This is a genomic window from Polynucleobacter kasalickyi (assembly GCF_900176405.1).
In the GTDB taxonomy this organism is placed as follows: Bacteria; Pseudomonadota; Gammaproteobacteria; order Burkholderiales; family Burkholderiaceae; genus Polynucleobacter; species Polynucleobacter kasalickyi.
This window is the reverse complement of record NZ_FWXJ01000001.1, coordinates 93,578-107,899: the sequence shown is the minus strand read 5'-3', so window position 1 is coordinate 107,899 and position 14,322 is coordinate 93,578. Positions and strand designations below refer to the sequence as shown.

The window sequence follows — 14,322 nt, the reverse complement described above, 5'->3', positions numbered from 1 at the left end:
TTCTTTCTTGTCAGTAATAGTTATTTGTTTTCTTGCAATTAGTTATTGATGGCGTCACCCATTTGAGCGACTAACCCTTTCCACTTGACCCGATCTTTTACTAAAAAAGTACTGAAATCAGCAGGGGGAATTTTGGCAACTTCAAAGCCATTAAAGTCAATCACCTTGGAGACATACTCCTCCGAATGGACAATTTCCCAGATGTGCTTCGCTAATAAATTGGTGACCTCTAGTGGTGTTTTCGCTGGCGCAACGATTCCAAACCAACCACGCGACTCATAATTGGGGAAACCAACCTCAGCAAAGGTAGGGACGTCCGGTAAAGATTTGTTTCTTTCTGGGCCAGCAATAGCGAGAGGCCGAATTTTGCCAGCTTTAATAAAAGACAAGGGACCCGCTACCGTGGACATCATGACCTGCACATTCCCAGCGACGATATCGGTAATGGCTGGTGGTGCCCCTGTGTAAGGAACATGTGTCATTTTGATGTTTAAGGTGCGACTTAATGATTCAATCGCCACATGCGTTTGACTTCCCATACCGATCGAAGCATAGACCACGGAGTTCGGTGTTTTTGCGGCAATAGCTTGTAATTCTTGCACCGATTTCGCTGGGAAACTACTCCCCACAAATAATAATTGACTCAACTGCGCAACCATCGTGACGCCAGCAAAATCTTTGGCAGGATCATACGGTAGACTCTTCTGTGTAGCAGGTGCCAAGGACATGCCTGCATCACTCGCAAAGAGTAAGGTATAGCCATCTGGATTCGATTTCGCCACATACTGTGAAGCAATAGCAGCATTAGCGCCTGGTTTATTTTCGACAATCACTGCAGTACCTAATTTTTTACTCAAGGACTCAGCTAATGGTCGAGCAAGCGCATCCGCTGGCCCACCCGCATTAAACGGCACAATAATCTTAATGACTCTATTTGGAAAAGCGCCAGCGCTACTTTCATTTTGCGCTTGAGCTTGCATCACAAATAGCTGACTGAATGCCAACAGGAAGACAGTCGATACACTTCTTTTGATCATACGATTCATTATTTAGCCTCTAGTCCTATTGCTTTTACAATCGCACCATATCGTTCATAGTCTTTACGATTGAGTTGATCAAAATATTCAGGGGATTCCGTGACACCAATGAGCCCATAGCTAGGTAATTTCTCTTGGACTTCGGGTGATTTCATTGCTGCATTAATTGCTTGATTTAATCGATGCACAATGGGCATGGGCGTTTTTGCAGGAGCGACAAAGCCGAACCAGCCGTTCACGGCAAAGCCAGGTACGACGTCACCCAACAAACTCACGTTAGGCCACTGCTCCACTTTTGTTGAGTTGGTGATTGCCACAATTCGGATCTTTTCTCCTTTGGCAAGTCCCGCAAAGCCAGAAATTCCATCCGCTCCTGCCATGATGGTGCCAGAGACTAAATCGCTGGCAATATTTGCGGTCCCCTTATAAGGAACATGGGTATATTCGAATTTTGCTTGCCTTCTAAAGTCCTCAAACCATAAGTGTGCAAAGCCACCTTCACCCGTGGTACCAACGGTTAACTTGCCAGGGTTGGCACGTGCCCAAGTCACCATCTCTGATAAAGTTTTAAAGGGTGCGGTTAGAGATCCTGCTAGAGCGTTATAGTTCCATGCTGAAACGGCTACAGGAATAAAATCACGTAATACATCGTAGGGTAAATTTTTAACAGTATGGGGTTGAACTACCATCGGGCCACCTTGCGAAGCGCCAAAGGTATAACCATCGGGATTAGCTCTAGCAATTGCTGCCATCCCAATCTGCGCATAGGCGCCACCGATATTTTCGATATAAACACTTTGCCCTAACTCTTGTGACATCTTGGTTTGAACAAATCTTGCCACGATATCCAGGGTATTTCCAGGAGGAAACGGCACAATCAGCTTAATGGGTTTGTTTGGCCAATTGGGTGGTAACGCAGACAGACCCTGAGCCGGAGTTTGCGTTTGACTCAATACGTCTTGGATCCCAAAACCTGATGCGACCGAAGCCACGCCAAACTTCATTGCGAAATTTAGCGCGGAGCGACGCTGTTGATCAATCTGGATCAACTCTTCAAATGTCTTGCTCATCACACATGCCTCTCTATTTTTTGGTCTGTACTACTTTGTGTGCTTGCTACTATTGACGATTTACATCTACTACTTAAAAATAAGCTTGTCCTCGGCCGACGGTTGGCTCCCATTCGTTATCACACCATGGACCATCCCCATGTTCTTTAATATAAGCAACTTTACCTTCTGTAGTGGGTTGATTCGTGCCGTTAAAGAAGCCTTGCAACCAGTCGAAAACATAATCATGGCAGTCCATGCCACCTAGGTTAGAAATGCTCCATAGTGGGTGGTATTGATTCTCAAAGACCCACATTTCTTTTGGCACCTTTAAATCTTCAAAGGCTTCCACAGCTTCCTCTAATGGACAGAGCGGATCAAACTCACCAGTTACTAACAAGGTTGGGCATTTAATTTTGTCTAAATGGCCACGCACTGTCATACCCTTCGCCACTTCTTCATCAAAGCGCTCTTCATCGTCATAGCCTGCCATGTACATGAACATTTGTTTGAAGCGTGGAGAAGATACCGTGAAGATCGTATTATTAGGGTTAAAACAAGCGACCGAAGAAACCACTACTGCAGCTCGGTGGTCATAACTCGATAAGCGAAGTGACCAGTAACTGCCCATACTAATCCCGTAAATCGCAATCTTATCGCCGTCAATTTCAGGGCGCGTTTTAAGATAGGAAATGACCGCAGCACCAGCACGTTCGTAGTTATCACCGACCGCACGAATTTTTTGAATATTTGAGTTACCTTGTCCTGGACCGTCCATTGCAAGCACATGGAAGCCTCTTTCAATACCAATGTTATGGTATGCCTTTGGAAATACTTCTTTGGTTTGGTCCATGCCTGGCACATAAATCACCACTGGCGCACGGCGACGATCTGGTAACAAGTGGAGTAAGCAAGAAATCGTTTTACCATCATCAAACTCAACCTCAACACGTTCAATTGGATAAGGTGCAGACTTAGTACGAAGGTCAACCATCTCGGTTAACTTGCCATACAAATATGTTTTAACAGGATGATCATCAAAATAAATGGGGTGCTGTGCCATACGATACGCTTCAATCGCATGATCAAAGTGGTAAGTAGCCGAAGAATGGGCCCCACGTTCTTGGGCAAGTTTAGCGAGTCGCTCATGCCGCTCACCGGCTTCGCGCCAAATTTTTGGGTACATCCGGTAATTTCTGGCACGTTTACCAGCAGGTACTTCTGCGTCGTCTCTTTCGAAGTTTTGTACGCGACCACGCATATTAAGGGCGAGATCCAGCATCCACTGCTGATTATCCCGCTCAGTTCTGAGCTTTTTAATCATTTTGTCCCCACATTTTTATTAAAATCTTTTATAGTTTGTATTACATTTTTAAATATATATAAAAGACTTGTCAAGGTCTAAATTGGAGACAACCATCATGCAGCTCGCAAAAATAGTACCTATATCAACTTTTTTTCACCGCAAAATTTCTGCAGCAAGCTTGGTAATGGTTGCGTTAACAAGCGCTTACCTGCCAAATATTTCTGCTCAAGAAGCCTTTCCAAATCGACCGATTAAATTTGTGGTGCCACTCGCACCTGGTGGGGCCACTGATACCGTGACGCGAATTGTTGCCAAACAAGTTTCGCAAATTTTGAATAACCCGGTGATTGTTGAAAATCGCATTGGTGCCGGTGGACTCATTGCGATGGAATCGATGACCAAAGCAGCACCCGATGGTTACACACTATTTGTGGGGAATTTATCAACCAATGCCTTAAATCAAACCGTGTTTGAAAAGAAAATGAAATTCAAGCCAGAGGATGAGTTAACAGGCATTTCTATTCTGGCAACCATCCCACATATCTTAGTCTCATCCGCTAAATTAGAACCAAAAACTTTTGCTGAGACCATTACTTATATTAAAAATAATCCTCAAAAAGTCAATCACGCCTCACCAGGAACTGGTTCTTATTCGATGATCGATATGGTTACCTTAGAAAAAGCAGCCGGCTTAAATATGACCCATATCCCTTATAACGGGGGAGTTGGACAATTTCTCATTCCAATGATTAGTAATGATGTACAAATTGCGTTTATTAACGCCTCCTCTGTGATCGAAATGATTCGCGCTGGTAACTTACGCGCTCTGGCAGTCACTACGGATAAGCGTTTAGCCGAATTACCCAATACTCCGACCATGAGTGAAGTAGGTTACCCCGGTATTGGCACCAATGCTTGGCAGGGTTTATTTGCGCCGAAGAAAACACCGCCTGCCGTGATTGCTAAAATACACGCTGCGGTTGTAGAAGCTTTAAAATCTGAAGAAGTAAAAGAAGCATTTAAGAAGCAATTAATTATTCCGGTGGCAAGTAATTCACCGGAGGACTTTAATCTCTTCTTGAAGTCTGAAGTAGCCCGCTGGGCAAATATTGTCAAATCTATTCAATTACAAGTCGATTAGGAAATTTAATGAGTACAAGTATCAGCACTGCAAGCGATCTAGAACAATTATTAGAAAAACAACGTATCCGCGAAGTCGTAGAGAATTGGGTAGTATTTCGTGATTCTGGCAAATGGGAAGAGTTCAAATCTGTCTGGCATAGTGACGGTGTCATGATGGCAACATGGTTCCAAGGTCACTTTGAAGAATTTATCAAGGTATCGATTGAAGGCTGGAACAAAGGCGTTAGTATTTTGCACTTTTTAGGTGGTAGCTCAGTTGAATTGTCTGCCTCTGGTACTCGTGCGATTTCACAAACAAAAATGACGATTACCCAAAGAGGTCTCGTCGATGGTTTTGAGTGTGACGTCGTTTGTACAGGTAGATTCTTTGATTTCATGGAAAAACGTGAAGGACGTTGGGGTGTGGTGTTACGCCAACCGATTTATGAGAAAGATCGGATTAATCCATTGGATCCAAGCGCCAATTTCAAACTCGATCAAGATTTACTCATGAGCTTTCCGGAAGGGTATAGACATTTAGCGTACATCCAAACCAAGCTTGGTTTTAAAGTAAAAGAGGATATGCCACAGTTAAAGGGTGCTGCTGTTGAAGCCCTCTATCAACGTGGTCGTGATTGGCTCAATCATGCGTAAGTTAAAAGCAAACCTAGCATTAGGCGTCGTTGCGTCTTTATTGACGGCATTGAGTTTATTGAGTACTCAAAGTGTATCGGCCCAAAGCATTTCGGACAAACCACTCCGCATCATCGTTCCTCAACCACCTGGTGGAGGTTTTGATTTCGTTGGTCGCGTGCTAGCCGATAAGATGGCGACCACCATTGGTCAATCAATTATGGTAGAAAACAGGACTGGTGCAGGTACTGTGGTTGGTACCGATTACGTTGCCAAATTGCCTGCTGATGGTTCTACTGCTTTGGTTGGATCGATTTCGAATATCGTCATGAATCCATGGCTCTATAAGAATTTACCGTATGATCCGATTAAAGACTTTGAGCCAGTAGGATTTGCTATTAGCTATAGCTATACCTTAATTGGTCGTAAAGGTTTGCCGTTTAATACGCTCCAAGGCTTAATCCAATATGCGAAAGAAAATCCTGGTAAATTGACCTACGCTTCTGGTGGTAATGGCACCGGTCAACACGTATTACCTGCGGCGCTTTGGAATAAAGCAGGAGTAGATTTAGTGCATGTACCTTACCGCGGTGCTCAACCGGCTTACACCGATTTATTAGGTGGTCGAGTGGACTTGTTTTTCGACTTAGCGCCAACGGCACGTCCGCATATTGAGGCCGGTAGCGTAGTGACCTTAGCGACTTCCGGTGCAAAGCGGAATCCAAACTTACCCAATGTACCAACCATTATTGAAACAGGGGTGGCAAACGTGGAATTAGAGTCTTGGTTCGGTTTATTTTTACCAGCGAAGACTTCTCCTGCAGCAATCAATGCATGGCGTACAGCAATGACCAAAGCAGCAAATCAGGCTGATGTCAAAGAACGTTTTGAAAAAGCAGGTGGCCATCCTATTTCACCTACTACCGAAGAAGTGAAAGCCACCATTGCCAAAGATTATGTACGTTGGAAAAATTTAATCGCTGATGCTAATGTAAAAGCAGATTAAATTTCTTTACCTCATTCTTTTGTAAAGTAATTAAAAGCAGAGAAAAGTTCGGTTTTCTCTGCTTTTTTATTGCCATGTGAGCATTAGAGGGAATAGCAATTGATGGCACTTTAGTTTTGCTAAAATCAATGGATACTTTACGAAGGCACCTACATGTCAAATCCAACCCTCCCCTATCACGATATTCGCGTTGTTGAATTTACCCACATGGTGATGGGGCCAACTTGTGGCATGGTGCTTGCAGATCTTGGGGCAGAGGTCATTAAAGTAGAGCCGATTGAAGGTGATAAAACCCGTGAATTACTCGGTTCTGGCGCCGGTTTTTTTCCAATGTTCAACCGGAATAAGAAAAGTATATCGGTCAATTTAAAAACACCAGAAGGTAAGAAAGTAGTTGAAGACCTGATTGCTACAGCGGATGTTGTCGTCGAAAACTTTAAGACTGGGACGATGAAAAAACTTGGCTTTGATTATGAAACCCTTGCCAAAAAATATCCCCGTTTAATTTATGTGACGAATAAAGGTTTTTTACCAGGCCCTTATGATCATCGTACAGCGCTTGATGAGGTTGTACAGATGATGGGGGGCTTAGCTTATATGACAGGGCCCAAAGGCATGCCACTGCGTGCTGGTACCTCAGTCAATGACATGATGGGTGGAATTTTTGGGGCGATTGGTGTGATGGCAGCCCTGCGAAATCGTGATCGTACAGGACTTGGTGAAGAAATCCAAACAGGCTTGTTTGAGAACAATGTCTTTTTAGTAGGACAACACATGATGCAGTATGCAGTGACCGGTAAGGCTGCTGATCCGATGCCTAATCGTATTTCTTCGTGGGGTATTTACGATATTTTTGAGGCAAAAAATCAAGAACAAATTTTCTTAGGCGTCGTCACCGATACGCAGTGGGAAATCTTTTGTCGGGTATTTGGCTGGACGGACTTACAAGCAGATGAGCGGTATGCCAAGAATAATTTAAGAGTAACTAATCGTGCTACTTTAATCCCTGAATTAAGGTCTCGTTTTTTAGAAATTTCAGTCACTGAAATTGCAAAAGTTTTTGAAGATAATGGCTTACCTTACGCACCGATTACTAAACCTCAAGAGCTGTTCAATGATCCTCATTTGTTAGCCACTGGAGGTATTGCAAAGATTGAGATTCCGAATGGTGCTAACCCTGGATCCTTCACTCACACACCATTGTTGCCATTAACGATTGGTGGTCAACGTTTGGGGATTCGATTAGATCCACCCTATCAGGGAGCGCATACAAAAGAGATTTTGTCTGAGCTTGGTTTGTCACAAGCAACGATCGATGAGTTAATCGCTAAAGGAATCATGGTTGCTAGTGATAGCCTTTCTAGTAAAAAATAATATTTACTATTAAACAAATCACTATTCAGTCGGGGTATCTTAAATATCTTTTTGGGCACTGTCTCACTATAAAACCTTCAGATGAAAGTGTATCCGATTCATCAAGTCATTGAAATTTGGTTGCCCTTTGTAATACAGGCTAGCGACTTTCAAATACTCTGACTCAAACAACTGTCTATCCTTTTGATCGCTTAAAAGAAAAGCGGGATTTTGTGAGATTATTAAATTATCCGATTTAGGAAAGCGCTCTACTTTTCTTCTTTTATATTTTTCCGTCTTAACAAACTCTAAAACTGGCGAATGTCCTAAAAGACAATACACGTCATAGTAGTGCCTCAAGAAGTTTTTTGGAAATCCCTTACCATCCTTGAAGTGCCTATACTTTGTAGAGATAGTTTGTAACTTTTCTACAAAGGTATATTCAGGTAAGTAACATAAGACCTTTTTGGCTCTATTGTCTTCAATGTTTTGTAAATACCTAATCGCATAATCATATGCCCACGATGAAATATCTACCGGTCGATTAGGTGCCGTATCGTCAAAGCCTAACTCTAATAAAATACCCTCTTTTAATCCATTCAATGATGAGGTTGTAGTTTGATAATTTAAACGAACACCTCCACTGCGTAATTTTTCCTGATCGTCAAAAGCATAATCTCTCACAACCTCTTGGACACCTAGTATTTTTATATTTTTCGCTATCCACTCGTAGAAATCAAATCTTGATTGAATATGTGTTTTTTTAACTTGATTTTTTCCAACCTGAACATGAACTCCTTCTGGCGGATGAATACGAATATCAATATCTTCCGAGAATCGATGGATCAAACCAAATCCTTTAGATAGAGAAGTACCACCTTTTAATTCATAGTTAAACCCCTGTTGTTGCAACCCCCATAGGCTATGCATTATCCAGTAATCTTTTTCAACTAATGTAGGATGAATGGCCATACTATTTGATACTGTAGCTATTAGTTCCTTAAAGTTTTTATGCTGATGTAAAAGCAATAGGCAATCCTTATCGAAGATCATGTAACAAAGATAAAACAGTTTTCTTGGTTCTCACTACACCATAAAGAAGAACATATTTTTCTAGCTTAATGAGGTCAAAATTAGTCAACATTTTTTTTATGTTGGCCAATATTACATCCTTATTTTCCGGTAAGGAATTAAGGTTATTCAAAAGGTCAACTAACAAGAACTCTTTATCAAGCTTTTTCGGAAAACGTGGTTTTATTCTAAACTCAAAACTTCGATTGCCCATTTTAAAGACACCATGACGCTTATGGTTGTATACCGATGTCTTGTTATGTAGCTGGGTTGTGCCAAGCCCAAGAGAGTTATAAGTATTCGGTGAAAGTATTAAAAACTCCTCATCTTTTAAAAACGCTCGCACTAAGTCATCTTCTTTAGGTGGTAGTCGACCAAATATGGAAGTTTTAGGAGCGTAATAGAGTCCTTGCGACAGTTTTTCTAAAACACCGGACTTTAATAACTGTTTCAAATGGCGATCAACTGCATTAGAACTAATTAATAAATCCTCTCTTCTATATACATGCCCCTTCTTTAAATTCGATTGAAGGGCTCCTAATGCACTTTCACGTTTTTCAGAAGTCATATTTAAAGAGGTGTAAGTAAGTTTTTTGCATGAATTTTTATTTAAATTTCATGCATATTAGCACAAAAAAAGGTTGGTTTCGAACCTATTTAACTTAAAACCGTATAGAAATATGTTTGCTAATGACTTGTCAATAAAATCACAAAAAAATTTAACCAATAAAATTAATTTCAAAAGTCATACAGCACAGCAGGTGTATCTACTAACACTTGTTGTAAAAGTTCGGGGGTGTTTAATACTTCACCAAGCAAGTTGAGCAGACGACCATCATTCGGTAGTTTTTGTTGTTCAAAATAGTTAATATGTGGCCAATCAGTCCCCCACACTAATTGCTTAGGGTTGGCATCAACGAGGGCTTGCATAAATGGTAATGCATCAACAAAACCTTTCGAAGCAGTGCCAATTCGGTCTACTCCAGAAATTTTGCAATATGCTTCACCCGTTTTAATTAAGTCACATAAAAATACAAAGCCTGGGTCGGTGATACCTCTAGCTGTTTCCATGCGACCCATATGGTCGACGATCAAGGGTAATTGTAAGGCGGCTAAACGGGGCATCAAGCGAGGTAAATCTGGTGCATAAATCCAAATTTGCGCATGCCAACCACGACTTCGCATACGAGGTGCTAAAGCTTCTAAGGTTTCAAGGCCAATGCCATTTCGATACATCGCATGACCACCCACTTGTAAAAGATTTACTCGCACTCCTCGAACTCCTAATGCGTGCATCTGATCTAATTCTTCATCGGTAATATTCGGATCAGGGACTACTACGCCTCGAAGGCGATCTGGGTAAGCTAGGAGTGCATCTAAGGTAGAGCCATTATTCGTGCCACAAACACTAGCGGTCACGACAACTCCCCTCGTTAAACCTAGCTGATCTAGATGTGCTATAAATTGCGCGGGTAAAAATTCGGTTGCGGGGGTATAACTGCGATCATCTGCTAAAGGATATTTAGCGAATGGTCCAAACACATGCACATGGCTATCACATGCCAGTTGTGGGATTTGTAAACTCACTGATTCATATTCATTGAGTGGGAAGGCTGGCAAACATACTTTAGTCATTATTACTCCGCTTTAATTTTTCCGGAAAGAGCTAGTTTTTTTGAGTTAGCAGATTCTTTAGCAATCATTTCTTGCCAAGCTGCTGGGGTTGAATACAGAGGGGTACTACCAATCGATTTCATTCTTTTTAAGAAATCTTCTTCTTTCGTCACCTGACCTATCGCAGCATTTAATTTTTGAATCACTTCAGGTGGAGTACCGCTTGGTGCGAGGATGCCCGTTGTGGTGCCCATTTCTAAATCGATTTGGGTTTGCTCCACTAAGGTTGGCACCTCAGGGAAATTACCATCCCGATTTCTTGCTAGTACGGCGAGTATTTTTAATTGTCCACCATCAATAAAAGGTTTGGAACTAGTGATTTGATCCACGACAAAGTCTAACTGCCCTCCAATCAAATCGGTTAAAGCAGGAGCTGAACCCTTATAAGGAATCACATTAAATTGTAATTTTGCAGCCTCTTCCATGTTCAGAATCGACATATGATTAGAGGTGCCAGGCCCAGAATGGCCAACACTTACTTTTCCAGGAGACTTCATGGCCATAGCAATCAAATCTTTTGCTGAATTAAAACGCGTATCATTTTTTCGTACAACAATCATTAAGGGTGAAAAAGCCACAGCACTAATCGGCGCAAAGTTTTCTAATTGATACGTTGTCTTGATTAAATGCGGCAACGTACCAATCGTATTCGTGGTTGCGACAATTAAGGTATAGCCATCCGCCGGCGCTTTTGCCACATAACTACTAGCAATAGCGCCGCCCGCTCCAGCACGATTTTCAACGACGACCGATTGACCTAAAATTTTGGATAAACCCGGAGCTAAAGTACGACCGATAATATCCAAATTGCCGCCAGGGGCAAAGGGAATTTCTAAGTTAATACTTTTATTCGGAAAGGTATTGTTGGTCGGTTGCGCTAAGCCAAGGATTGGAATCAGAAAAACACCTAAAAAAACCGAAGGCCAGCTCTTGGTCTTGAAATTTAAATAGAAATACTTTTGCAGCACCTGACTGATTTGCATACGATCTCCTTGATGATTTTTAGAATTGCTTTCCAACTTAAACACTCACATAGCTCATGTGAGTGTTTTTCTACTACTTGAATTATTCTCTGAAGCTAGAGTCCATCCGGTCGAGTAAACGTAACATACCAGGCCACTCCATCACGCCATAAGGACGACGTGTTTTAGGTTGGTAATTCATATAGGTTTCATCAAGGACTTGCTGTGATACTTTCTGCAAAGGCGAGTTACAAGCCATCGCAGCCAGTTGCGCTTTACAAGATAACTCGAGCCGGTGCATCCAGTTAAAGGCTTCGCCAACAGTTGCCCCACAAGTAAGCAAACCATGGTTGCGTAGGATCAAGGCTTCTGAATCCCCAAGATCTTTCACTAAGCTTTCTTGTTCATCGAGGTTGAGCACCACACCCATGTAGTCGTGATAACTAATTTTCAAAAAACGCATCGAAGTTTGATTCAAAGGTAACAAGCCAACTTCTAAAGAAGAAATCGCCATACCAGGCCAACTATGGGTATGAATCACGCAGTTTACTTCTGGACGCGCTTTATGAATCGCACTATGCAAAATATAACCTGGGATATTAATGCCGTACTGTAAATCACCAAAGTCTGGCTTAGTGAGAATTTTTCCCTCATGGTCAATCTTGTATAAAGAGGAGGCCGTCATTTCTTCGTACATCAAACCATAAGCATTGGTTAAAAAAGCATCTTCCTCACCAGGTACCCGCAAAGTAATATGGTTCGCCATCATGTCAGACATCCCGTAATGGGCCACTAATCTGTAACAGGCGGCTAGATTCACCCGTGCCTCCCATTCCTGAGGGCTTACCTCATCTTTGAGAGAGCGTACATATAATTTTCCGTTTAAGTTTGTTGTCATTTTTTGTCTCCTATTTGTTACGCAATTTGTGGTAATTGATTTAAAGAATATTATGCTATTTTTCAAAAACTGCAACCGCATCGACCGCAGTTACTCCCTGATTCTGAACGTGAACTAAGATTGGGTTAACTTCAGCTTCAATCAGGGTATGACGATATTGCTGTGCCATTCTGACAAACCCTTGTACAACCTTAATCAAGGCCGGAATATCGAGAGGTTCTTGGCCTCTAAAGCCTGTCATGAGTGGCCAAATCCTCAGTGATTGCAACATGCCCAGCACGACCTCCTCACTGACGCCTAAATGGGCCTCATGAGGTAATAAGTAGACGGTGGAATCTTTAAACACTTCTGCAGTAATTCCGCCAGAACCAATGATCAATACGAAGCCTAGGATATCTTTTTTCACGCCAATGAAAAGTTCTAAGTCTTTCGGCAGCATTTCTTGAATTAAAAATTCTTCAATGCGGATACCTGTTTTCGCCAGCACATTGGTACGCATTTTTTCTAGCTCAGCACCCACTTGAATGCCGCGCAAATTCATTACAACACCACCCACATCGGTTTTATGGGTAATTTGATCACTTAGAATTTTTAGAACTAAGGGTTTTTTCACTTCAGCTTCAAAAATGGTGGCTTGTAAACTCGTCGTAATCACCCTCTCCCGAGCCATCGGCATACCGAACTTTCCAAATAATGCTTTAGCATCATGTTCGTTGAGCGTGCCTTTAAAGCCGTCCGGATTTGGCATTGCAGTCCGCTCAATGGGACTTACTACAACGGGGGCTTGTTTTTCCCATTGCGACACTTGCCACAAGGCTTTCAAACCACGTGCACATCCTTCTGGTGCGGCAAAGGCTGGAATGCCTTGACGAATAAACGTTGCGACCAGTTGCGGAGCATACGGAGAAACATAAGCAAAAATTGGCTTTGTAGAGTCGCCCATCCCTTCTCGAATCGCACCAGCCATTAAATCAGGCATAGCTAAAGCCGAAGATCCAACGACTACCGCAATCGCATCATAATCATCCGAGGCAAGTAAAGTAGCAATGATTTTTTTAAGTAGCTCTGGCTTTAAGCCTGCTAAGGTCACATCAATCGGGTTACTGCCTAAATCAATCGGCAAATTTTCATCCAAGGAACGCAAGGTTTGTGCAGTATCGGCATTTGGTAAGGGCATTTCAAAATTCATTAACCCTAAATTATCAGCAATCAGGGTCGCAGCACCACCACTGGAAGTGAGGATCGCAATCCGATTGTTGCTGAGTCGTTTCCCATTTTGAATCGAAACAGGGAAATCAATTAAGTCCGAAAAGTAATCTGCCCGTAATACTTGGTTTTGTTTAAAGAATTGATCATAAATTCGGTCCTCGCCAGCCATTGCACCCGTATGGGAAGCTGCTGAGCGTGCACCACTCTCTGATTTACCGATCTTATAAACAATCAGCGTCTTGCCGGCAAGTTTAGCTTTTTTAGCAGCTAACTCAAATTTCTCTGGATGACGCACTCCTTCGAGATATAAGAGAATAATTTTTGTAGCCGGATCATCACTCAGATAATCGACCATATCAGCTACATCTAAGTCTGCCTCATTACTTGTTGCGACTAGTTTTGATAAACCCAAACCACTGCCTGCAGCGCGCGATAAAATCGAGCCAATAATTCCGCCACTTTGCGAAACAATCGCGACAGAACCAGCGTTTAAATTTGCAATCTCCAAAGCAGAACTAGCTGACAACGCAATATTGTCAGTCAAATTCATGAGGCCAATGGTATTCGGGCCTAAGATGCGCATATTGCCTTTAGCGGCCAGTAATTGTCTTTGTAATTCTTGCCCTTCAGCTCCCAATTCGGCAAAGCCACTCGCTAACACGATGGCAGCTTTACAGCCTTTCTCCGCTAAATCTTTCACCGCTTGAATACTATTTTTTGCACCTAATAAAATAATCGCCATATCAGGCACTTGCGGAATTGCAGCAATGTCCGGATAACAAGGTTTACCGAGCATTTCTGTATAACGTGGATTCACAAAATAAATCTCTCCACTAAAATTTCTTTTTACCAAGTAAGCACCTGGCAGACCGGAGGTTTTCGTTGGGTCAGCCGAGGCACCAATAATGGCTACGGAGTTAGGTTTAAATAAATAATCCAGAGAGTTCAATGTGTCATCCTTTGTCATAGTGCCATGCAATATATTTGCGCTGTAAAGTTCAT

At 42.2% G+C, this 14,322-nt stretch carries 13 protein-coding genes; 4 read left to right on the top strand and 9 right to left on the bottom strand.

The genetic code is table 11. From position 1 onward, the window contains the following. Positions 1–38 precede the first annotated feature (38 nt). The 3 genes from B8983_RS00515 to B8983_RS00505 all read right to left on the bottom strand — a co-directional run bounded on the left by B8983_RS00515 (position 39) and on the right by B8983_RS00505 (position 3,410). On the bottom strand, positions 39–1,046 hold the full coding sequence (locus B8983_RS00515; protein WP_084281904.1) for a Bug family tripartite tricarboxylate transporter substrate binding protein: 1,008 nt from the start codon (positions 1,044–1,046) through the stop codon (positions 39–41). Next, the gene (locus B8983_RS00510; protein WP_084281903.1) at positions 1,046–2,107 is read right to left on the bottom strand and encodes a Bug family tripartite tricarboxylate transporter substrate binding protein; all 1,062 of its coding nucleotides are present in this window, start codon (positions 2,105–2,107) and stop codon (positions 1,046–1,048) included. The genes B8983_RS00515 and B8983_RS00510 overlap by 1 nt, the downstream gene beginning before the upstream one ends. Before the next feature lie 73 nt (positions 2,108–2,180). After that, positions 2,181–3,410, bottom strand: coding sequence for an alpha/beta hydrolase family protein (locus B8983_RS00505; protein ID WP_084281902.1), 1,230 nt, complete (start codon positions 3,408–3,410; stop codon positions 2,181–2,183). Positions 3,411–3,507: 97 nt separating this feature from the next. Here B8983_RS00505 and B8983_RS00500 point away from each other — a divergent pair, with 97 nt between their 5' ends. The 4 genes from B8983_RS00500 to B8983_RS00485 all read left to right on the top strand — a co-directional run bounded on the left by B8983_RS00500 (position 3,508) and on the right by B8983_RS00485 (position 7,527). Continuing rightward, positions 3,508–4,533, top strand: coding sequence for a Bug family tripartite tricarboxylate transporter substrate binding protein (locus B8983_RS00500; protein ID WP_084281901.1), 1,026 nt, complete (start codon positions 3,508–3,510; stop codon positions 4,531–4,533). 8 nt (positions 4,534–4,541) lie between these two features. Then, positions 4,542–5,168, top strand: a complete 627-nt coding sequence (locus B8983_RS00495) for a nuclear transport factor 2 family protein (protein ID WP_084281900.1) — start codon at positions 4,542–4,544, stop codon at positions 5,166–5,168. Continuing rightward, positions 5,122–6,153: a Bug family tripartite tricarboxylate transporter substrate binding protein gene (locus tag B8983_RS00490; RefSeq protein WP_143736050.1), complete on the top strand. Its 1,032-nt coding sequence runs from the start codon at positions 5,122–5,124 to the stop codon at positions 6,151–6,153. The genes B8983_RS00495 and B8983_RS00490 overlap by 47 nt, the downstream gene beginning before the upstream one ends. Positions 6,154–6,306: 153 nt before the next feature. After that, positions 6,307–7,527 (top strand): CaiB/BaiF CoA transferase family protein, encoded by a 1,221-nt coding sequence (locus B8983_RS00485; protein WP_084281898.1) that lies wholly within the window; start codon positions 6,307–6,309, stop codon positions 7,525–7,527. A gap of 66 nt (positions 7,528–7,593) precedes the next feature. Here B8983_RS00485 and B8983_RS00480 read toward each other — a convergent pair whose 3' ends face one another. The 6 genes from B8983_RS00480 to B8983_RS00455 form a co-directional block, all read right to left on the bottom strand. Further along, positions 7,594–8,535 carry a nucleotidyl transferase AbiEii/AbiGii toxin family protein gene (locus B8983_RS00480; RefSeq protein WP_234986828.1) on the bottom strand — a complete coding sequence of 314 codons (942 nt, stop codon included), beginning with the start codon at positions 8,533–8,535 and terminating at the stop codon, positions 7,594–7,596. A gap of 10 nt (positions 8,536–8,545) precedes the next feature. After that, positions 8,546–9,145, bottom strand: a complete 600-nt coding sequence (locus tag B8983_RS00475; protein ID WP_084281896.1) for a DUF6088 family protein — start codon at positions 9,143–9,145, stop codon at positions 8,546–8,548. Positions 9,146–9,315: 170 nt separating this feature from the next. Further along, complete coding sequence (locus B8983_RS00470; RefSeq protein ID WP_084281895.1) at positions 9,316–10,212, bottom strand: amidohydrolase family protein; 897 nt, start codon at positions 10,210–10,212, stop codon at positions 9,316–9,318. Between the two features lie 2 nt (positions 10,213–10,214). Beyond that, a complete protein-coding gene (locus B8983_RS00465) occupies positions 10,215–11,234 on the bottom strand; it encodes a tripartite tricarboxylate transporter substrate binding protein (protein ID WP_084281894.1) in 1,020 nt (339 codons plus the stop codon). Positions 11,235–11,316: 82 nt separating this feature from the next. After that, positions 11,317–12,111 carry a class II aldolase/adducin family protein gene (locus B8983_RS00460; RefSeq protein WP_084281893.1) on the bottom strand — a complete coding sequence of 265 codons (795 nt, stop codon included), beginning with the start codon at positions 12,109–12,111 and terminating at the stop codon, positions 11,317–11,319. Between the two features lie 55 nt (positions 12,112–12,166). Further along, entirely contained in the window at positions 12,167–14,269 is a 2,103-nt protein-coding gene (locus B8983_RS00455) for an acetate--CoA ligase family protein (protein ID WP_369405833.1), read from the bottom strand. Positions 14,270–14,322: the final 53 nt, after the last annotated feature.